We start from the raw sequence: 22,595 nt of genomic DNA on the forward strand, positions 1-22,595 counted from the left end.
GGGTGTGGGTTAACCGTTGTCTTTTTTCACCCAAATAATAATGTAATATAGTTTTTTGACAGTAGTAACTCCACTATCCAGGACTAGACATTTACAAAAAATCTAGAAAAGCAAACATAATAATCATATCCTATAATATTTTTCTTATATAATATTGTAGCTGATAAGAAATACTAGAGTTATTTTTGTTGAAGGGGTGATGAGTTCAATTATTAATAGTGTATAAAATATATTTACATTCTAACAATCTCAATGTTAAAAAATTTAAAAGTATAATATTTATATTTGTTAATTATAAAAAAAACAATAATGAGAAAGCCAAAATTATTTGTTGGATCTTCAGTGGAGGGACTAAGCGTTGCATATGCAATTCAAGATAATTTACAATATACTTCAGAATGTACTGTTTGGGATCAAGGAGTGTTTAATTTATCAGAAAGCTCGCTAGAATCTTTAATTAAGACTTTGAATGAAAGTGATTTTGGAGTATTTGTGTTTACCCCTGATGACTATATCAAAATAAGAGGAAAGTCGCATCTTGCCATTAGAGATAATGTATTATTTGAGTTAGGATTATTCATTGGAAGATTGGGAAGAGAAAGAAGTTTCATAGTAGTTCCAGATAATAAAACATTTCATTTACCAACAGATTTAATTGGACTTACACCTGCCAAATATGAAGCTACAAGGAGTGATAATAATCTAAGAGCAGGTACTGGAAGTGCTTCTCATAATATTAGAGATGCAATAAATAAATTAGGGGTATTAGATAAATCAACATCAAATAGTGAACTGGAACAAAAATCAGAAACACAATCAGATGCATCTAAACAAGTTAGTTGGGTAGAAGATTACATTATAAATAAAGACTATGATACTGCTATAAAAAAAATATCCGCTGAAATAAAAAAAGAAAAGGATATTTTAAATAAACTCAATTTAAAAGGGTGCTTATGTGATATAGAATACACAAAGAATCCATTAAAAGGAGTGGAATTATATGAAAAATTTATATCAACAAATATTAATAGTAGTATTCCCTATCAACATTTTGCGAGCACTCTTATTCAAAATAATTTAATTGCAAAAGCATTAGAAATTATAGAAAGAGGTATTAAAAATTCTGAAAATAAAATTAGACTTTCCATAATGAAAGCTAACTGTCTTTCATCCCTTGATAAAGATAACGACGCAATCAAATTTTTACAGGAACAAAAGAATATATTAAACTCTCCAGAATTTCAATTAAAACTGGCGAGTCTTTTAGATAAAACAGGACAAAAAAATGAAGCCCTTTTAGAATATTTGGATGGGTATAAACTTGATCCAAAAAACGAAAAATTGTTATCTGAATTTGCAAAAGTCTGTTATGACACTGATCACAAAAAAGTTAGCCTATTGTTATATCAAGACTTAGTTAATATAAGTAAAGATAACTCTACTTATTGGACTTTAATGGGTAACAGTTATATGGATCTTGATTTTTATAATTCAGCACTGCAATCCTATGAAAAGGCAAATGAATTGTCAGAAGGAAAACAGGCTTGGATTTTAGCTAACATAGGTAACTTATACAACAATAAAAAATTCTATAAAAAAGCTGAAAACCATTTAAATGAATCATTAAAAATTGAAAATAAATCGGATTATACTTTGAATAGGTTATCACAAGTTTATAAGAGCATCAATGATGAAGAAGAAAAAATTAATGAAATATTAAAAGAGGCAAAAGTTACTTTAAATAATGAATTTAAAAAAGATGAAATTAAATATGAAGATAATCACAAATCACTTTAAATTAAATTATAGAATAACAATTAAAATATCTTTTTTTGTAAACAAAAAAAATAGGATTTACTTTGATTAAAAATGAATCTTTAACTATTATAATAGTGGCTATTTCAGTTTAATTGTCAACAGTTTTTTCCACGCACTCAATAATAAAGCCCCACTAAATGTGAGGCTTTAAATTTTTACTCCAGATCTGTTTTAGTAATAAAATCTAATCGTTACAAATCCAGATCTTCGAGCAACTAATCATACATCATTGAGTCTTCTTGTTGTAGATTCTCTAAAGTTAGATAGAATTTACTTCAATCTGTCTTACAGCTTCTCCATCTTGAAAATGTAAATAAAACCATACATCTTCTTCATCCCAATATTTTTTCACAAATGATTCTTGTATGATCTAAAGAAGTATGAAATATTTGTGAAAGGAAGCAACTATTAATACTCTTTTTTTAGTACATTTTCAGTATATATTTCTGTAAATAATAAGCTGATCCAAAAAAATTAGCCATAATAAAAATAGCTATTACCCAAACAATAATAGTTCCTTTCCTATTTTGTTCTTCAGGAAGTTGGTCAAACTCTTTATTATATTCTTTCCATGCATCTGTATTAATAAAAGCGAAATAGTTTAATATAAAAACTAATATTAATGGAATAAATATAACGGGGTCTGTAATACTGATTGTAAGTTTTATATCATTTAATATAGAATAGTAAATTAATATTGAACTAAGAAACCAAATTTCTAAAGCTCCTAAAGCGACAACTGCTTTAAAGTCTGTTAAAAACTCACCTCCTACCTTTTCAGAAGTATAAATTATTGATTTATAAATCTTATAATAAAAATAATAATATGCTCTTTTTATTTTCTTCATAATTTTTTATTTAGGTTCATGGGCACCCATTATATGGAACCCGTAAGGACCAGCTTGATTAAATCCTTCATCTATCATTCTTTGATCAGTATTAGCATCATTAAAAAAGCCTGGCCATCCTGTGCCACCTGCACCATTATAGAAATTATCAACTCCAAAATAAAGTGTTCCAACAGATGCTCCAACTGATCCTCCCCAATTACCAGCAATTCCAAATCCTGTATTTAATAATGCCTTTCCTAATGAAACATCACCATTTATTACTCCCATTGCATCAAAGGCTACTCCTAAATAAAATGAGCCAGTTCCCAATCCTTTACCAACTCTTCCAATTTTAGAAATTGGTACTGTGGCATCGGTCATTGCTGCTTTTCCAAATTGGCTAAGATTTCTGCCTGTTAAAGTATAATTTGAAGATATACCTCTTCTTACTCCTTGTTTATACAATTGGCGGGATTGTACAATCCCTGCAAACCCAGTTAAAATACTACTTGTTCCAAAATACCAGTTTCCTTTTCCTGCGGAACCATACCAATCTTCTGTAGAAAATTCCAACTTTGTTGTATGTCCTAGTAACCCCTGTATATCTCCAGCAATTCCTGTAGTTTCCATATTTGTCCAATATGACATATATCCGTTATTGATAGAGAATGGTTTATTATTTTGTAATGCATCCATCAACATTGAATACGCTTTAGTCTCACCAAACGGAGTATATCCTCTTGTATCTCCCAATCCTTGTCCTAGATAGTTTGTAGCATAAGAGGGCTTCATAGATGAACCAAGAAAACCGTAAGTCTGCCCAGAAGTATTAATAATACTCCCATCTTCAGCAAACCATCTTCCGTCTATATCTGCATATTTCACCGAGTTATTGGCTACATAAGCATACGGACTTGTTGAAAGATAATTCTCGGAAAGTTGATCCATACCGTTCCATCTTCCTAGATCTGGCATGTATTGTCTCCACCCGTCGTAATCATAGAAACCTGTTTCCTGAAGCTCTTTACCGTTGTACTTGTAATTATATAATACCACCCAACTTTTCAGAACTTACCTACTTTATTTTTTCTCGTGCAAACACTTACTTTTTGAGCGCTTCCCTGTTCGACGGTCCCAAAAATATGGATTTTTAGTTAAAAAAAATGGGGATTTCCTTATTTTAAACTTCAAATGAAAAAATTTAAAAATTTTGTTGTATAAGATATTTTTCCTTTTACAAAATAAGATAAACCACTGCGGTTTCAGTGGTTTATCCTTATAACTTTTCAACAAGGGGCGAGCGAGACCCGCGTACTAACATGGGGGAGAATGACCTTCAATCATTTAAAATAATTTTTATTGACAAAAACAAGCAAGAGCAGGATAACCAACTCTTGCATTTTAAACTCTATTGTTAAATCCTAACTGATTTCTAACAACTTAATTATTAAAGTAATCTAACCATTAACTTTGGAACATTTTACTTATTTTAAAGTATCTAATACATATATATCGTTTTTCGCAATACTACCATTTTTTAATTGCATCATTTTCCAAAAAGCTCCTCGAATGATTAAATTACTGGAGTGAGAAGTTTTAGGAATGAAAATTACATTGGTAAAAATATTATTATTTTTGTAAGCTTTTGACTCTAAGTGTCTTTTTTCTTTGCCCTGATAAGAATATCTATAGTTTAAATTACCATCAGAACGTATCTCATCTGGCTCGACTGGCATATAAAATTTATACTTAATAGAATCATTTTTTTTACTAAAACTATAAAACTTACTTTTTGCAGTATCAATTTTTCCATTTTTAAATAGAATATATTGGTTAACAAACTCTTTATTATCAATAAAAATATACTCCAATTTAGCCTTTATATCCCGTGTCACAGCATTTCTTGCTACCCACCATCCTAATCTAATTTGATTATTATTTATATTTCCCGTAATCTCATACGCTTCAAACTGTCCTTTTATTTTAAATATTGAATCATTTACTTTAAACCTCTCAATATTTTTAAGATTTTTAAGATTCGTTGAAATTGAGAAATACTCGGTTGCATTTAAATCCTTATAAGGATCTATAATTTCTTTTTTTTTACATGCGAGGATTGTTAAAAAGAAAAAACTTATTATAATATTACTATTTATCTTCATTACCATTTTGATCTTAATGTTTCTTTCGATATTTTATATACTCTATCATAGGCACTCTCCCATGTTTCTCCTGATTTTACTGGTGTTTGGTATAAAGTATCTTTTATCCCATTTTTATCAAACGTATAACCTCTGAAATAAGCAGTGTCAATTACTTTACCTCCAGACAAAATATTTTTCACATCAGCTAGCCTATCTACTGACCAAGCAACTGCATAAAGTCTACCGGCCCAAGTTGCTATACGTTTAGAACCATCGGCTGGAAAAGTACTAGGAAACACGAAACTTCCAGCATCCAAAGTAAACAGTTTATCACCAGGTCTAAATTTTTTCCATGTACTTGCATCAAAATCTGTTCTTGCCAACCCACCAGTATTTGTAATTTGAGGAAACTCTTCGTTAGTACTTCCTATTAAACTTGCTATATAAGACGTAAATTTTCCAATAGCATCATAAGTTCCATCTTGCCACCAGTTATCTGAAGAAGTTGCAAATTTCATCATATTATATTGTCCATATTGAGCTCCGTCTGCATTTGTCCACCAGCTTAGGACACCATTCATATTGCTGGTAGCTCCCTTATAATATGCATCCATTAAAGTTGCATACGCTTTAGTCTCACCAAACGGAGTATATCCACGTGTATCTCCCAATCCTTGTCCTAGATAGTTTGTAGCATACGAAGGTTTGTGAGACGAGCCAAGGAAACCATACGTCTGCCCTGAAGTATTAATAATACTACCATCTTCAGCAAACCATCTTCCGTCTATATCTGCATATTTCACAGAGTTATTAGCTACATAAGCATACGGACTTGTTGAAAGGTATTTTTCAGAAAGCTGATCCATACCGTTCCATTTTCCTAAGTCGGGCATGTATTGTCTCCATCCGTAATCATAGAAACCTGTTTCCTGAAGTTCTTTACCGTTATACTTGTAAGAATAATAGCTTCCAAAATTAGAAGGCAATGAACCTCCAATATGATTTAATCCAAAAGGATAAAGATTATTGGTATCTGTAGCTTGAAGAACGCCTGCGCTGTTTTTAGCAAAACTTACCCTTGCATTACCTAAATGGTCTTTATACTGGTAAATATAACGGTTTTCGGTGAAACTGTAAAACCCTTCTGCTGTTGGTACAAAACTAAGTTTCCATTCTGGTGTGGCAGGAAGTACTGGACCCCCTATTATTTTCTGGTACGCTTGTTCCTCGTAGGCTACTTCTGTTTTGCACGTCATACAAACACCTCCGAAACCATCGTCATAATAGGAATATTGAAAACCATCCAAATAATCGGTTATACGAGTTGTCATTGAGCCCATATCTCCCGAATTATTATAGGTTTTACGAAGTTTTGTTCCGTCTGCACGATACAAATAGCTGATGTTTGTATTGGAAACTTTACCCAGCGGATTTATCTGTTTGATATATAGTCGATTGGACAGATTCAAAAAATTGTAATTAATAGCCTGAATCCCTTTATCCTTCATATCAGTCATATTTCCGTTCAGGTCATAAGCTATAACATTGTTTCCGCCTTCATAGCCTGTGTTATTCAAAGCGGTTTCACGCACTTTTGTTAAGCGGTTTCCTGTGTATTCGTAGATCAGATCATCCACCAATGTTGAAGTGTTTCCTGAAACAGGAAAAGCATTTCTTTTTAAAGTGGAAATATTTCCGTTAAGGTCATACGTCAGACTTTCATTGAAATTATTATTAAACGGAGTCGTTGAATTAGGCTCAGAATACACAGCATCCTGCAATCTGTTGAGCTTATCATAAGTGTAATCGTATCTTTTTAATACATCTTCTGAAGCGTTTTTCCAGTCAACCTCTGCAATATTTCCATTGAATTTTCCCGATGCAATATTAGGGTTCATAGGATTATTATACCTCATTTCATATCCAAACAATTTTCCGTTAAGGTCTACAGGATCATTGATCTTAGTGAGCCAGCCTCGGATATTATATTTGTAATCTATGCTTTGAAGTGGATTTGCAATATCGGTTCCACCGACTTTCTTGTTTTTGATCTGCGAAAGTTCGTTGTACTCGTTCTGAGTTAAGATCTCTTCCGTATTGTTGTCAACCTTATGTTTGTGAACCAATAACCTGTTTTGACTGTCATAGGTATAGGTCTGGGTAATTACTTTTTCAGTATCAGTATTGAGTCTTTTGTGATATACTTTGGTTTGTTTGGTAGCTCCTGCAAAATCAAGCTCAGACTCTGTTTTGGTATACCCTCCCAAATGATTGATAGCATAAGTACCAATAGCTCTTCCTTTTTTATCATAGTAATTAAAGCTCTTCGTCCAGTTATCATCTTCTACATTTTTTACCAGACTTATTACAGGAAGTCCTTTTGTGCTTTTTCCGTCTGTTGCAGGATTATCCGTCAAGACAGCCTGATTGATAATGGAACTTGGAAAAGCAGGATTAAAACTGTAGTTAGGATAGGTGTCGTAATAATTTAATGATAACAAGGTTACCCATTTACTTGAGTTTGGGTAAGTACTATCTTGGTTTCCGTAGTAAACATCTACACCTTGTCTGTTGAAAGGTGCTGTTACTACTCGGTTTACGTTATTTGATCCTAAACCATCAACCATGTTTTGCTCAGTGAGTCTTTCTAAACCAGTACCGATTCCTGTAATGGCAACTCTTCCAAACTGATCATATTTCGTGTACAACCAGTGTCCTTTGTTTTTGAGCTCAGTATCTTGGGTTGCTACCAATCGATCCTGTTTATCATAGATCATGTATTCCCAACCTTTGCCAGGCAGTTTTTTTTCAACCAGATTGCTTCTTGAATCATATTTGTATTGATAACAAAGATTATCCAATACAATTGAAGTGATGGCAGAAGCAGATGCTAATGGCGGAATGACGTAAGCAAGTCCTCCATATTCATTATAAATGTAGTAAGTATCTGCTTTTTGAGTTGCATTCAACATTTTTCTTGACAAAATTGTCTGTCCCCTTCCGTCTTTAAATACTATAGTTTCGTTTCCATCTTCATCTTTTACAGAGTTTTTCGTCAGTTGTCCATTAGTATATACCTCAGAATCGGTAAATGTGGTTTTCGTAGCCTCATTTTCCCAAACTGTGGTAGGAGTGAATTTTTTTACGGCATCTGCTGTCGTGTTGACATCATAAGCAAAGTTGACAGGTTTGTTTGCCCAATCGTTTCCTACCCGAACCTGCTGTTGAACTCTCTGTAAAGGAGAGTTTTCCAAAAATGATTCGGAATAGATCTTTTCACCTCCATAAATAGCGGAAGCGTTGCCAAGAGGTGAACTGTAAATTTCTCCGTTCTGAGTTCCTGATTGAGGGACAGGAAGATAGCTTTTGGTCTGTCTTCCAAGTGCATCATATTCTACATGAGCCACAACATCTTTTCCTGTGGGTGATGATTTTACACTGATGACCTGTTTTGGTCTTCCTAAATAGTCAAAATATTGTACGGTTTCTGATTTCTTGACACAGTCTGCATCTAAGCAGGTAGTTGTCTGTACATAGTTTTCAGTACTTGTCTGTGCATGTGATAATCCTGCTACAAACAACATACTGAGAACTGACAGTGTTCTTTTAATGATATGTCTTTTCATTGGTTTGTGTTTTTAATGTTTGTAGTTGTATTTGTTTTTTCTCAATAATTTCCCGTTTTCATCTACAACCTGCTCCAGTCTTCCTGCGGTATCATATTTATAATATTCTCTGATTCCTGCGGGTGGAGTCATGATCTTCATTCCTATTAACGGATCATAAACATAGGTTGTAATCTGAGTGTTTTGCAGGGCTGGTAGGTTTCTAAATGTATCCAAAGCACTTACTAAAGCCTGCTCGGAAGTGGCATCTATGTCAGTATCAGATTTAGAGACTATATCGGAGATATATCCTGAAATCTGGTCATAGGTAGCACCTTCTACTTTGGCAATAGGCTGTGTTTTGCTATATCCCCAAACCATAGAAACAGGAATGCCTTCTTTCGTGGTGTACTGTTCTAAATTTCCTTTGCTGTCATATCGGTTGAAGATAACTTCTTCAGCCAAATTGTTTTGGGTATCATAAGATACCGCAGAGCTTGGGAATTTATTGGCAGGATCATCATACTTTGTTTCAGCTCTGGAAATTAATTTTCCTGCATCAGAAGTGTTTTTCTTGATGATTGAGGTTGTTTCAAGCGGAATACCGATGATATTAGCATCAATCAACTTTTGATTGTTTTTGTCTAAGGCATATTGGTAAGCAGTTTCCTGAATACTTCCGTCGAAAGAGGTGACTTTTTCTAAATTAGGAGCGTAATTATTAGAGTTTTTAATAACCTCTTTTTTTGTTTCTGCAAATCCTGAATCGAAGAAATTTCTTGAAGTTATTTTTTCTTCTTTTGCCCAGACTGTTTTTACTTGAAAGAAACCTCCTGGCAAACTGTATTCAGGACCATCAAAATCCTGTATTGTATAGTCGAAAATACTTTCTAATAATTTTTGGTTGGCAGTATTATATACTTCTGTTTTTTCTAGTAAACCTCCTCTTACAAGATTGTAATTAGGTATAAAGTGTTCGTTTTGAATAGGATAATCAACGGGTGTTTTGAAATAGTATTTGGTATATCCTGTATTGTTTCCATTGGAAACTTTTACATTTTTATAAATCATACTTGGGGCAGCTGCGGTCATCCCATCATTTAAAGAACCTCCCTCCACATAATATCCGCTTGATTCTGTAGGATTATCAAAAAAAGGGTATTCATATTCTTCAATTCTTGAAGGAATAGATGAAGAAGTTATAGTAGAAGAGTGTAGATCAAAATACTTAATATTCTTAATACGGGGAAGTCCTGTTGTTGAAGCTGTCTTAATATGCTCTTCTGTAGGTTCCCCAACTTTATGATAAGCATTAATAACTAGGGGAGCCATTAAGTTGACATTCCAGTCACAAGATAATTCTGCATAGTATTCTCCTGTTGGAAATATTCTGGTCTGTACCAAATTGTCATCAGGATTGGGAGTGATTCCTGCTACTACACCAATAGAGAATTCTGGTAATAGCTGAAAAGTATTTCCTACTTTTTTGTAAAAATTAATCCCCCAAGTATAACCAGATAATGCAGCAACATCCGTGGCATCTATTGTGATTTCTTTATCTAGTGTTGTTACTGTAAAAAAGTACTTTTTACCAGCGTAATTTACTTTCTCGAAAGATGTTGCTCCATATAGTCCCAGAGGAGCAGGAATCGTTTTAATAGCGTCATAGTAGTAATACGGTACCATATCAAAATTATATTCTACAGTGCCTCCTGTTGGTAGTTGAACTTTATTTAAAACATTGGAACTAATACTTCCACTTTCCAAAGGTGGACTGTAAATATCTTTATAACTAAATTGATACTTTTCAATGATATTTTCGTTGGCATCAACTTGGTTGAATGAATTTAATATTCTGAGTCCAATGGGAGCCGAATACTCAAATTTATATTTCTTTATAAAAAGATTATTGGACGTTTTTAAGGTAATATAATCTAGATTAAAGGGGTCACTCATCTTATCTAATGATGCGTTTTTAGAATAATTAATTTCTATAATACCATGGTCTTTTATTTCAATGCTCGAGAGCCTGTTGTTCTCAGACTCTATGATATGATCAGCTTCTTGTCCCAAAACATATTTAGTTTCTTTCAGATAATTGTATTTTACCAGCTCCTTATCATTTTCATCTAATATTCTGGAAAGATAAAATGCACTCCTATAAATTTTATTGGCAATTTTATATCCATGGGCAGGTGAAAAGCCCATTGTTACATTCATTCTGGAAAGATCATACTTGTCAAATTTATATTTAATTCCTGTATTGCTGATTACTGTAAAAGAATTTATAATTAATGTGGCAGGATTAGCTACGGAATCATATTTTATTTTAGAAGTATAGGGAGTTAATTTTACGACTTTAAAAGTATTATTAAGTGTATCTCTTATGATCCTGAATTTACCTGACTCTTCAGGAGTGCTAAAATTGTATAGATCTTTAAATTCATTTTTTTTATATCCTGAATAATTTATGTCATCATATTTTTCATCAAACTCAGCCATAATTTCTTTGGATATCACACCTGAACCTAACATCGACCAACCCTTACCTACATTACTTACCCACTGTTCTAATGAGGTATTCCCTGCATGGTAGTTTAACCCTAAATTGATGTTGACTGACTTATTATTGGTAGGAACACTAATTAGAGGATAAGAGATATTTGGAATTCCTGTCTGAACAGAAACAGGATTATTATTATACGTTGCCAATGAAGCTGCCGTAGGAACAGGCTGTATAACTCCCGTATTCGGTGTTTGTGATTGGCTGTAATATAGATTAGATATGAGAATGCATAATAGCAGTAAATATATTTTTCGCATTTATGTTTATTTTTTTATTAGTTTAGCATTAGCCGTTTTATTCGTATCCGTTTTTATGGTAATCAGATACGCTCCCTGAATGAGTGCCTGAGTATTAATCTTCGTTACTTTATTCTTCGTTTTCAGACTTTGTAATTGCCTTCCAGACATGTCATACAAAATAATATCAGCTTCTTTGAAATCGAAACCAATTTCTACATACGCGTAATCTGAGACAGGATTCGGATAAATTTTGATATCTTGTTTTACAATCAACTGATCAATCTGTTTATCTCCAAGCTTAATGATCTTCCAGTTTTCTTTACCAAGTTCTTCGGCACTGGTTCCTGCAAGGATAATTGAGCCATCTCTGTTGAGTTTGATATCAGATAATCTTTCTTCTTTCTTACTGGATTCTCCTTTGACGTGTTTTCTCCACTCTTCATTTCCATTTTGATCTAAATACAGCATCCAAAACGTTTCATCATCTGTTTGTATTCTGCCCTCGGCCTGAGTGTAACCTCCTAATAAAATCCCTTTTGAAGTTTTATCATCTGCTGCATGTAAAACACTCATTCCCATCAAAACATCTCGGTTTTTGAAGTTGTAAGACTTCTGCCAAATTTCATCTCCTCTTTCATTCAAAGAAATCAACCATAAATCCGTACCCTCTTCAATGCCAACCGTTTTATTTCCTGATCTTTCAGATCTTGATTCTCCTCCAATTAAAAATCCTGTTGAAGTTAATGCCAATGTTCTCAAATGGTCGTCACCTTTTCCTCCATAGTTCTTTTCCCATTCAACTTTGCCCTCTTTATTGAGTTTGATAATCCAATAATCTCCCTCACCAAAGTTTTCTGTCTTTTTTGAACCTCCAATACCACTTCTGGAGTATATCCCAAGCAAAGCACCTCCATCTTTCGTAGGAATCATCTTTTCAACTTCGTCTGAGCCACGTCCACCAAATATAGATTGTGACACTTCTTTTCCGTTTTTGTCTAGTTTTATTATTAAAACATCTTTGGATCCGTAACCTTTAGCTGAGTTTTGTACATTTCCTGCTACAAAGAATCCCAGATCAGTCGTCTGAATAACAGATCGTGCTTCTTCATCAGAATTTGATCCGATGGTTTTTTGAAATAATTCGTCTCCAAATTCATTAATCCTGATCAACCAGATGTCTGATCCACCCTTAGAATCATCTTTTTTGTCCAGACTTTTTCCGCTGTAAGAAGTTCCTGCTAAAAGAAATCCGCCTTCTTGGGTTGATACAGTTGCAGATAAAAAGTCATGATTATTTCCGACAAAGAACTTTTCCCAAACTTCTTCGCCTTGTTGGTTAAGTTTAACCAAATGGAAATCGTAACCGTTGTTTTGTTTGTTATCCGTAGATAGTTTCTTAGATTGGATCGAACTACCTGTGATTAAGTATTGTCCGTCAATAGTAGTGGTGACTTGGCTCAGGAAATCCTGTGTATTGGATTTAATATCCTTTTGCCAAACTACCTCTTGAGCATAGCTCAAAATTGCGCATATCGAAAATGCACTCATGTAGAGTTTTCTCATATATTTTTTATGTGTTTAAAAGTTAATATTAGTTTTTATTATTATAATTCCGCAAATTTAACATTTATTAATAGTTTATGAAATCCCATTAATGAGATTTAACATGAACTTTATCACGTGTTAGTGTTTTGTACTGTTTCTAAGTTAGCTTGTGACAAAGGTATTTCTACAAAGCGACAGAACATGTCGTGTTATATTATAGATGCAATTATTTTGTAAAAAGTTGGAAAGCTTTATTTAAAAGGTTGACAGTCCTTTTGTTTAAAGTTGCTTGTATCAAACAAACTGTCAATACGATGATTTGATATAGGAGGATTTAATAACTGATTTTTTAATAGTTCTTCCAAAGAATTTTGAGTTTTACTTGTTATAACTGTTTTTAAATCTCTTTCTGATAATTCAGCAAACTCAATGGTCTTCAATATTGAGAAAACGACATCTCTTAGTCCTAACTTTCGAAGGGACATCCTAATTTCTTTATCAGTTGGAAACTGGTTATCTGTTTGTTTTATGTGTATTTTATGATTTTTCATATTCTATATATTTTGAATTTATTAATTAATAAGTCGGGCGGTGTCCTAATCCTACATTATCCCTACTATAAGTCATAGCCAATAACTCCGCCTTTATATAGTTCGCATCTCTATTAGGAATATAAGTTTGCAATTGTTTGATAACTTCGGATTCTATTTTAAAGAAATAATGCTGAGGGTTTTGTGAAAATTCTCGATTGTGTTTATCCGATTCAGCCATTAAAAGAACAAAAATAAATAATGCAATATCATCCTCAATAACATTAAAAAAATTGTCGTCTGACAAAAGTATAATATCATAAATATTTGGATTAACTAATTTCTTAGCTGCTAATACCCTGTGAAATATTACATCCTTGAGATTATTTCGTTTATCACTGCTCCCTGCCATTCTGTACATTCCTACAACAGTCTTGACAGTTTCTTCAATGGGGTTTACCAATGAATTAAAAAAAGTTGAAAATAAGCCCATAATTTAGTTACTTAGATGAAGGTGCTACATCAAAAAGAGTTCTCTCATCATTTCTCATAAAAGCATTCCCAAGCCTTTTATATTTCATCTCTTTTCCCTTAACACAAACAGAATATAATCCGTTTACTTTTTGTTCGACTATTCTAAGAAAAATAACATCTTTTTCTTCACAATCATTATCTAATGCAATATGCTTCCTTAAATCATCAATGGTAACAGCCCCAAAACGTTTTATCCAAGATTGAATTTTTTTGTCGGGTTTAGGTTCTTGATAGTTTGTTGGAAGATCACATTTTCCATCTTTTTGTGCAAAAACAACTTCAGGAGCTATAACCAGAACCAGAGCTAGTGTTATTAAAAACTTTTTCATAAAAACAGATTATTGTTTAGTTAAATAAAATGCACCTACAGTTGAAGCATAAGGATAATTTACCCATTCAATCTTTGTAGAGCTTATCTTTTTGAATTTGTATTCAGCATTCGTAGAACCTGATTTCATAGTAAATTCATAGACAGTCTCAGAAATATTTTCAGGAACACTCGAGGAAACACCTAAACTTGCACCTTGTTCTAAAATGGATTTGTAACTTGTTTCGATACTTCCTGCAATAGTATAAAAATCATCATTAGTGAATTTATACAGTGCTGTTCCGTCCTTTTGCCATTTTCCTTGAATCCATGTTGGAGGATGGAAATACTGGGTTGCTACTGGATTATTTGTTGTTTGTGTGTTGTTATCATCGTGATTTGAACAACCAATGAATGATAATGCTGTAAAAACTGTGAATAATAGTTTTTTCATAAGATGAATTTTAAATTCACCCAAACTCAAAGTGATGGTTACAAATAAAAAGGCGTGAGTTTGTAGATTATCAATTTCAGTTCCGAGGTTCTGACAAAACCCACACCAATGAAAGACAACAACAAAATACTCACGCCAGAGGCATGAGCATTAGAGTTATTAATCTTTTTGGTGTTTGATAGAAACTGTCAGATTTCGGATACCAAGATTAAATAAGCTAACGCTTTATATTTTTTTCGATAAAATTTGAATTGCAAAGATATAAAAATTCACAATCCATTTTTAGCTATCAAAAATTATTCCTAACCTTATGAAAAAACACTTATTTTATAAATTTATTCCACTACTTTTTTAGTCAAATTCAGAGAATTCTCGAACTTACGAATGAATATATTTTTAATCATTTTATAGATCATTTCCATTCGCCTTTTTTAATAATAATATAATCGAGAATGAAAAACTTCATTAATCATTGAAAAATTTTAACTTCATAGTATAATAAAAAATATGACAGGGATTATTTTAGGATTTTTTTTAGCATTTATACTGCTTCCAAGATCAATCGAAAGTGTTATTACTAACGAGATAACTTTGAAGAAGATAGAAAATTTTCATAATCAAATTAAAATGTATATTGATAAATTCACAGCAACAACTTTCAACACAGCATCCAAGGGAATACTAACCAATTCACTGAAATATATTATTTGGTTTTTTGGAGGAATATATTTTATTACGTTATTTGTATTTGGTATTGCTATAAATACTGGGAATACAAATATGCCTTTTATATTACAAGAATTTAGATATATTGCTGTTATTATATTTATTCCAATATTATTATCCATAGGGTTAAAAAGAAATTTTTCTTCATTTTATGAAAACACCAAAAACAATATGTTAAAAATTATTAAATCTCCTATAGCATTGTTTTTAATAATATCATATTACTCTTTAATATTATTGATTTATTGTCTGTCATTTGTTTTTTTAGAAAAATTCAACTAACAGTATGATTTCCAAAGCATTTTACATAGACAAAGCGTTTTGGCTTATTCTTATCATTCCAATATTAATGGGAGTGACATATATTTTCATTGAATTTCTTTTATGGGCAGTATGTAGATTAGCAGCCTATCTTTCTTATCACATCTTAAAATATTTTTTTGTTAAATCTCAAAAGCTAAACCCAGAAAAACCATTAAAACCTTTATTGTTGATAATTCAAACAATCAGCTTGATAATTCCACCTATAATTGTATTTATTAAAGAACTTTTAGCTTAAATATACTTATTCACAAATTGGAATATCTTCTTTATTATCTCTAAAATAGTCATACACCAATGTCTTTTTCAATATTCCATCTCCAAGTTCAATTACTTTTTTAGGAGTGATTTTGCCATCTTTGTGACAGTTCCAATTGCAGAGTATTTCTGAAATCATATTTTTCTTTTCCTGGGTTTTTTGTCTTTTTTCTTCATTTAAGACTTCCAAGCATTTTATACTTTTTTCAACAGGAGTAAGAGTCACATCTTTAAAAAAAAATCTTTTATCTTTATTAGAATATGACTTAAACCCACTCTGATTATCATAAGCTTTAGCTACTATACTTTGGACTTCTTTATAGTCTAACGGATTTAAAAGATTTCTCATATTAGCATTTGATATTATTTTGTATAACAATTCTTTTGTCAAATCAGGATTCAGAAATAATAAATTCTTAGCATACAGTCCTAATGTTCTTTCCCGATTACCTGTTTTCACATTTTTAGGCATATAGGTATTTGTGTACTCAACTTTATTTTTTCCGCAATCATGAATGCCATCATTATTATAATGAAACTTCATATTTTCAGTCACTTCGTTAAGATTATCATATCTTATTGTTATTTTTCCGTCACAGTGTATACCTAATAAAGATTTATCTTTATTGATAGTGTTACGGAAAAGTGGCTGTTTATATTTTTCCTTATTTTTAGAACTTTCATTGGGAATTACATTTTTAAGATTTAGAGAATCAATGTCAATTATAGTAGATGTAGGTTTATACACCGCATCTGGATCATAAGAAAGAACTGTCAATCTATCTATTGAATGTGCTTTTTTATCTATTGGTAGTTTTAATATTCTCCGAATATACTTACAAGCATCAAGATAATTAGAAGGAGTAATTCCAGAAACTCTAACTGCTAACCCAAATCCAGTATTAGAGACACTTTTCCAATAGGCTGCTATATATTGATTCTTGTCTAATTGCTGCTTTAATATTTCTGAAATATTATTATCAATATCAAAAAATAAATAACCTGTGGGATTTTTAGTGTTTTCACTTATCATTTTATTGTTAGCATAGTTAAAATGAATTATTGCACAGGAGATTTGATTTAATTTTATTTTTTTAAACTCAGGACTTTTCTTCTTAAATGCTCTAAGCTTGTTAATAGTTATATTCTCAGGTTTACTATCTGATTTTACGAAGTCTATAAATTCTTCTAAATCATTTACAGAGTAAATAATATTTCTGAATGTTATGGCTTGACAAAGATTGATAATTGTACTGGGCGTGTTATTAAAATATTGAAATTCCATAATTATTTATTATCATTCAAAATAAGGGCATAGCGATAGCTCATACAGCTTGTGTGCTATACTTTTTGAGGGTTTGTATTACTTTAAAATTTTAGTTGATTTTTGGACTACTATTTAAGATCCGAGCCCAATTACAATTAGATACCTATTTTAAATTGACAGATTATTGATAAGAGAACAATTTTTAGAATTATGCCCCACTCCACTGATAACAACAACTGTCAAAAATATATCAAACATTTAGATGAATGATGAAAACTTAGAAATTAATTCATCTTTTCAAAATTTTCATAAAGCACCCATTCATCATTTCGAAATACTTCAGCTTTGATCCAATATTGTTTCTTTATTGGAAACAATAAACCAAACCACTCTCCTGAGCTTGCTCCACATTTAGCACCAACTAACTCCATACGAGAAGCAATATCCATATTCATTTTAGCCGTATGCTTCAATTTTCTCCATCCTTCGAAGCCCACATTTTCAACTTGAATCCTTGCACAACCAAGCTGTTCTAATTGCTCTTGAAAAGTCATATTTTGAATTATACCATCCTTAACAGTCATTTTGGTTGCAGTATTTTCCCAAATAGGATTTATTGAAACCCAAGCAACAGGTTTTTCTTTTTTATGAAATGTACTTTTTGTTGCCAATTTGATAACACCACTATCTATAATTTCTTGTAATTTTAGTTCAGTAGTATAATGAAAGAATTTTTTCATGATCTGAATATTTAATTTTAGAATCTATTTATTAGTTTTTCTATTGATAAACTGTTCAACATCACTTTTTTTATATCTTATACTTCTGCCAAGTCGTACAGGAGCCAACATTCCTTTGTTTTCCCAATTCCACAGACTTACAGAGGAACAATTCAGAAAATTGCAAACCTGTTTTTTAGTCATAAGTTCGTCATTTTGGGATTTTTCAGTAAAATGAAGTTGGATTCTTTTTAATTCTTCTCTGATTCCTGATACAATAAGTTCAGATAAATATTCAGGACTTGCCTGAATTAAAATTGAATGTTCTTTAGTTGCCATAATATTTCTTTGTTTATTTATTATGGTGCTAAATTATAACCTGCACATACTATACTAAATCTTATACCGTATAACATCAGTATAATTTGATTTTACTCATTAATTGAGGTTAATTTTTCTATTTTGCCAGAGAAAAAAGCTGACAATTGTTTTTGTTGTGAGTGGAAATCTTCTGCAATGAGTTTCAGATATTTTAATTTTGAAATATCAAACAGATTTTTATCCGAGTTTACCTCTTTTATCGTTTGATTTAGATAGGGTTGAAGAGAAGATTTAGAAATTTTATAATCCTGAGAAATAATTTCTGCCAGTTCATTTATGGTATCATACCGCTTATTACCGTATATAGCTGTCATTTTCTCAAATGTAAGAGTTCCATCTGCAAAAAGGAGTGCAATTCTATATACATTACTGTTTCGTAGCTTTTCTTTTTGTTTATCTGCTTTGTTGGCAACGATTTGGGTCACATTCTCCTCAATCGGTTTAATATCATTGGGGAAAATAGTTTTAAAATACAGCTGAACATCAAATAAAAGGTATTCATTATACTTTAAAAGCCAATAACAAACAGCTTTTTGAACTTCCTGAGATAAGACATTGCCAAAATATATATGGCTTCTTAAAAAACTGTTAGATTCTTCTATATGTAAAAGCAAATCCTGATATATAATTTTACAGGCTGTTTCAGTTTTAGCATCAACTAACTGCAATTTAAGAGATTCAATAAATTCAGGATGGTATTTTTCAGTCATTTCATCCATAAATGAGGGTAAAGAATCCAAATCAAAACTTTTAGAAAATAAATTATAGTCTGTAACACCTATTTTATAATCATAATCCGTTTTAGGATTTTTCAACTTTCCTATACTGTTTGGATCCCTTTGAATGATATAAACATTTTCTCCAAACTCTCTTATCAGGTATAAACCACTGTCAATATTGGAAATATCAAAAACTACTTCTGGAGTGTAATATATAATTTTTCCGTAATCCTGTATTATTTTATCTAACTGAAAAATATCGGTAACAATAAAATCAATGTGAATGATATTTTTTAAAACTGGAGGTATCATAATCTCAAAAATACTATGAAATTTTGTGATTCAGTTCAATTATTTTACCCATTTCTACCAAATCTCCCTTTTTATGATACTTTAAAATTTCCTGCATCTGATTTTTTAATTGCTCCAATTCTTTTTCTTTAAAGTCAATATTTTTTATCTTTTCATTTCTTTTCTTAATATTATCACGCCTTACCTTTTCATGCTCTGTAGTTGGTCTGAAATAGGTTTTAAATGTTGATTCGTTGGAATGTCCTGTATAATCCCATATTTCCAGTAATTCCCATCCCTCACAATAACGATTGGTACAGAAACTTCTACGGCTTGTATGAAAGTCTATTGTTTTGATAAAATCAATATCAGTAAATTTTATCCCTTTTCCAGATAAGATTTCAATTCTCAAAACTTTTTCCTGAAAATAAGGAATTTCTTTTAACAGTTCTTTTAAATATTCATTAGTTTTTTGATTGGATATTGCCAACTGTCGAATATCATAGCTGTATTTTTCTAAAATTTCTTTGGTATAGCCATGAAATGAAAAGCTCAAATTTTTGTAGTGGGTGCTTGTACTTGTTTTTTGAGAAACCATATTGATTCTTTCTTCATCAATACTGATATGATCTGTTTGCAATCTTGTAATATCACTAAATCTCAAGGAAGTATGACACGCCAATACGAATAAGTCCCTTATCCTTTCCAACCTCTTATTTTGGGTAAAATTGAACTCATACAATAAAGTAATTTCTTTTTCTGTTAAACTTGTGGAAACAGTAGGGGGAACTTTTATTTTAAATTCATCTAATAAATAAGCCCTTTTGTCTGTATATCCTTTTTCAAAAGCCCTTTTCAAAATCAAACTGATTCTTTTAATTCTGGTCTTAATAGTAGTCTGTTTCAGTTTCTTTACTTTTATAAGCCAGTTTTGAAAATTTAAACATATTTGTTCGTCAAATGTATCAATATCTAAAATCAATCCTTTTTCCTTTGCAAATTCCTTTAGTTCTCTATACGCAACCTTATAAGAGGAAGCATAACTTTTATGCAGGGTTTTAACAGATTCTCCCCTTTTGATAGCTTCCAAAGCATTATTTTGTCGAGTTTCAATAATTTCTAAAACCTCCTGATAGATTTCTTCAAAATTTTTCTTTTGTTTTCTGATAGCTTTTGTGCCACTTCCCTCGATTGCTGAATTAACAATACCTCTTAATTCCTCTTTGGTGGGGATTCTATTATATGTTTCGTTAAAATTTTTATGGGACTGGATAACAGATAATTTGAATTTACTTAACTTATCGTTGTAATCTCTTTTGTTTTTTCCTGCAATTACAATCTTTTCGTTTTCGTTCCATTCTTTAACTGGAATCACTTTAATTCCTGTACTAAAACCAATATTATAATTTTTAAATAAATAAGCTCCCTTCAATAAAGTAGCTTCAATAGAATTTTTATCTTTTAAATAGTATCTGATTGTACCTAATTCACTGTTAAATTCTTCTTTCATTTTGAATGTAATTGTCCGTCATAAATAAGCAAAAATCAAACCAAAGGTCAAGGTACAGGTCAAGGTAAATATTTAATTTTGGTTAATTTTAATGAATACCAATTAACAACATTAAAATGAATATCAATTACTTACAATTAATAAAAATCACTCATTATTAATTAAAATTCATAGGTGATATAACCTGTGGGTCTACAAACCATCCTTTTTAAGGATGGTTTTTTGTTTTTAATAAAGGCACAAAAAAAGGATAGATAAAAATCCATCCTTTTATATAATCTTATGTGACTCTATTATAGAGCTTCTAATTTTTAGGTTTATATAATTTATACATCACAAACAGAAAGGCTACCCATATTGGAATTAAAATCACCTGAATTTCCATTCCTGTAATACTCATCAATACCAAAATAGCCACTAAAAACAGAATACAGATATAATTGGATACTGGATAGAATATGGAAGGAAACTTCGTCTTCTCTCCCGCTGCTATTTTACTTCTTCTGAACTTTAAGTGGGTATAACATATCATCAGCCAATTGATAATTAATGTAGAAACCACTAAAGCCATTAAATATTCAAATGCTTTTTCTGGAGCTAGTTTATTAATGATAATACAGATTCCCGCAAAGCAAGAAGAAATAAGAATCGCATTAATAGGTACGTGATTTTTATTTAATTTCTGTAAAAACTTCGGTGCATTTCCTTGTTGTGCCAATCCAAAAAGCATTCTACTGTTACTGTAAACACTACTGTTATATACAGATAAAGCTGCTGTTAATACAATTATATTAAGAATATTAGCAATCAATATATTAAATTGAATGACTTTTCCAAACATCGTAAACTCCAACCCATTCAGGTTTTGAAAAACCATTACAAACGGACTTGACCCTTCTGTAATCTCTCTCCACGGACTCAATGAGAATAAAATAATCAACGCTCCTACATAGAAAATCAAGATTCTATAAATCACCTGATTCGTTGCTTTAGGAATTGTTTTTTCAGGACTTTTAGCTTCTGCAGCGGTAATTCCGATCAATTCTAATCCACCAAAAGAAAACATGATCATTGCCATTGCTGCAAAGAGTCCCGAATATCCTTTTTCACTGTGATTGAATAATCCTTTGGGGAAAAAACCACCATCATTCCATAAGTTCGTCACACTTGCACTGCTCCCTCCCGTTCCACTTATCAATAAGTAAATACCGAAAATAATCATCGCGATAATAGCAACTACCTTTATAATTGAAAACCAAAATTCGGTTTCTCCATATACTTTTACTGAAGCCAGATTCAAGGCATTAATTAAGATAAAAAAGAATAAACTAGAAACCCAAAGTGGAATATCGGGCCACCAAAAATGAATGTAATGCCCAATGGCGGTAAGCTCGGCCATACTTACCAGAATGTAAAGAATCCAGTAATTCCATCCTGAAGCAAATCCCGGAAATTTACCCCAATACTTATAAGCGAAATAACTAAAACTTCCCGAAACAGGTTCCTGAACAACCATTTCTCCCAATTGTCGCATAATAAAGAAGGCAATAATTCCTGCCAACGCATATCCTAAAATAACTGATGGTCCTGCTAAAACCGCTGCCGGACCAATTCCAAGAAACAATCCCGTCCCTATAGCGCCTCCAAGGGCAATTAATTGAATGTGTCGATTGGTTAGTCCTCTGACCAAGGTTCCGTTTTGCTCGGTTTTCTGCTCGTCGCTCATAGAATAATTTAATTGCCTAAATATATAAAAACTTCAAGAATCCACCTTCTCTAAAACAAAGTTGAATGATTCTTGTATGTATTATTGAAACTGAATTGAATATTT

The 22,595-nt window shown here is 31.7% G+C and carries 19 protein-coding genes; 3 read left to right on the forward strand and 16 right to left on the reverse strand.

Annotated elements, in window-relative coordinates; all coding sequences use genetic code 11:
• Positions 1–309: 309 nt before the first annotated feature.
• A complete protein-coding gene (locus BUB80_RS04130; protein ID WP_073291213.1) occupies positions 310–1,797 on the forward strand; it encodes a TIR domain-containing protein in 1,488 nt (495 codons plus the stop codon).
• 443 nt (positions 1,798–2,240) lie between these two features.
• Here BUB80_RS04130 and BUB80_RS04135 read toward each other — a convergent pair whose 3' ends face one another.
• From BUB80_RS04135 to BUB80_RS04180, 10 genes are all read right to left on the reverse strand, one after another.
• The gene (locus tag BUB80_RS04135; RefSeq protein ID WP_073291215.1) at positions 2,241–2,666 is read right to left on the reverse strand and encodes a hypothetical protein; all 426 of its coding nucleotides are present in this window, start codon (positions 2,664–2,666) and stop codon (positions 2,241–2,243) included.
• Positions 2,667–2,672: 6 nt separating this feature from the next.
• Complete coding sequence (locus BUB80_RS04140) at positions 2,673–3,704, reverse strand: RHS repeat-associated core domain-containing protein (protein WP_073291217.1); 1,032 nt, start codon at positions 3,702–3,704, stop codon at positions 2,673–2,675.
• Positions 3,705–4,132: 428 nt separating this feature from the next.
• Positions 4,133–4,810: a hypothetical protein gene (locus tag BUB80_RS04145; RefSeq protein WP_139262521.1), complete on the reverse strand. Its 678-nt coding sequence runs from the start codon at positions 4,808–4,810 to the stop codon at positions 4,133–4,135.
• Positions 4,810–8,418, reverse strand: coding sequence for a DUF6443 domain-containing protein (locus BUB80_RS04150; RefSeq protein ID WP_083547038.1), 3,609 nt, complete (start codon positions 8,416–8,418; stop codon positions 4,810–4,812). Before BUB80_RS04150 ends, BUB80_RS04145 begins: the two co-directional genes overlap by 1 nt.
• A gap of 12 nt (positions 8,419–8,430) precedes the next feature.
• Positions 8,431–11,220 (reverse strand): hypothetical protein, encoded by a 2,790-nt coding sequence (locus tag BUB80_RS04155; protein ID WP_139262523.1) that lies wholly within the window; start codon positions 11,218–11,220, stop codon positions 8,431–8,433.
• Positions 11,221–11,226: 6 nt separating this feature from the next.
• Positions 11,227–12,765, reverse strand: a complete 1,539-nt coding sequence (locus BUB80_RS04160) for a T9SS type A sorting domain-containing protein (protein ID WP_073291225.1) — start codon at positions 12,763–12,765, stop codon at positions 11,227–11,229.
• Between the two features lie 233 nt (positions 12,766–12,998).
• Positions 12,999–13,298 carry a hypothetical protein gene (locus tag BUB80_RS04165; protein ID WP_073291226.1) on the reverse strand — a complete coding sequence of 100 codons (300 nt, stop codon included), beginning with the start codon at positions 13,296–13,298 and terminating at the stop codon, positions 12,999–13,001.
• A 25-nt stretch (positions 13,299–13,323) separates the two neighbouring features.
• The gene (locus tag BUB80_RS04170) at positions 13,324–13,770 is read right to left on the reverse strand and encodes a hypothetical protein (protein ID WP_073291228.1); all 447 of its coding nucleotides are present in this window, start codon (positions 13,768–13,770) and stop codon (positions 13,324–13,326) included.
• Between the two features lie 7 nt (positions 13,771–13,777).
• The gene (locus BUB80_RS04175; protein ID WP_073291230.1) at positions 13,778–14,140 is read right to left on the reverse strand and encodes a hypothetical protein; all 363 of its coding nucleotides are present in this window, start codon (positions 14,138–14,140) and stop codon (positions 13,778–13,780) included.
• A gap of 9 nt (positions 14,141–14,149) precedes the next feature.
• A complete protein-coding gene (locus tag BUB80_RS04180; RefSeq protein WP_139262525.1) occupies positions 14,150–14,572 on the reverse strand; it encodes a hypothetical protein in 423 nt (140 codons plus the stop codon).
• A 507-nt stretch (positions 14,573–15,079) separates the two neighbouring features.
• Here BUB80_RS04180 and BUB80_RS04185 point away from each other — a divergent pair.
• A complete protein-coding gene (locus tag BUB80_RS04185) occupies positions 15,080–15,580 on the forward strand; it encodes a hypothetical protein (protein ID WP_073291234.1) in 501 nt (166 codons plus the stop codon).
• A 4-nt stretch (positions 15,581–15,584) separates the two neighbouring features.
• Positions 15,585–15,857: a hypothetical protein gene (locus BUB80_RS23800; RefSeq protein ID WP_073291236.1), complete on the forward strand. Its 273-nt coding sequence runs from the start codon at positions 15,585–15,587 to the stop codon at positions 15,855–15,857.
• A gap of 6 nt (positions 15,858–15,863) precedes the next feature.
• Here the strand turns inward: BUB80_RS23800 and BUB80_RS04195 are convergent, their stop codons facing one another.
• The 6 genes from BUB80_RS04195 to BUB80_RS04220 form a co-directional block, all read right to left on the reverse strand.
• The gene (locus tag BUB80_RS04195) at positions 15,864–17,162 is read right to left on the reverse strand and encodes a BT4734/BF3469 family protein (protein ID WP_073291238.1); all 1,299 of its coding nucleotides are present in this window, start codon (positions 17,160–17,162) and stop codon (positions 15,864–15,866) included.
• A 266-nt stretch (positions 17,163–17,428) separates the two neighbouring features.
• On the reverse strand, positions 17,429–17,884 hold the full coding sequence (locus BUB80_RS04200; RefSeq protein ID WP_073291240.1) for a hypothetical protein: 456 nt from the start codon (positions 17,882–17,884) through the stop codon (positions 17,429–17,431).
• A gap of 24 nt (positions 17,885–17,908) precedes the next feature.
• Positions 17,909–18,202: a helix-turn-helix transcriptional regulator gene (locus tag BUB80_RS04205; RefSeq protein ID WP_073291241.1), complete on the reverse strand. Its 294-nt coding sequence runs from the start codon at positions 18,200–18,202 to the stop codon at positions 17,909–17,911.
• 92 nt (positions 18,203–18,294) lie between these two features.
• Complete coding sequence (locus tag BUB80_RS04210) at positions 18,295–19,275, reverse strand: hypothetical protein (RefSeq protein WP_073291243.1); 981 nt, start codon at positions 19,273–19,275, stop codon at positions 18,295–18,297.
• A 13-nt stretch (positions 19,276–19,288) separates the two neighbouring features.
• Positions 19,289–20,764: a tyrosine-type recombinase/integrase gene (locus BUB80_RS04215; protein WP_073291245.1), complete on the reverse strand. Its 1,476-nt coding sequence runs from the start codon at positions 20,762–20,764 to the stop codon at positions 19,289–19,291.
• Positions 20,765–21,068: 304 nt separating this feature from the next.
• Positions 21,069–22,490, reverse strand: coding sequence for an amino acid permease (locus BUB80_RS04220; RefSeq protein ID WP_073291247.1), 1,422 nt, complete (start codon positions 22,488–22,490; stop codon positions 21,069–21,071).
• Between the last annotated feature and the right edge of the window lie 105 nt (positions 22,491–22,595).

It is taken from the genome of Chryseobacterium polytrichastri (assembly GCF_900142445.1).
GTDB classification, from domain to species: Bacteria; Bacteroidota; Bacteroidia; order Flavobacteriales; family Weeksellaceae; genus Chryseobacterium; species Chryseobacterium polytrichastri.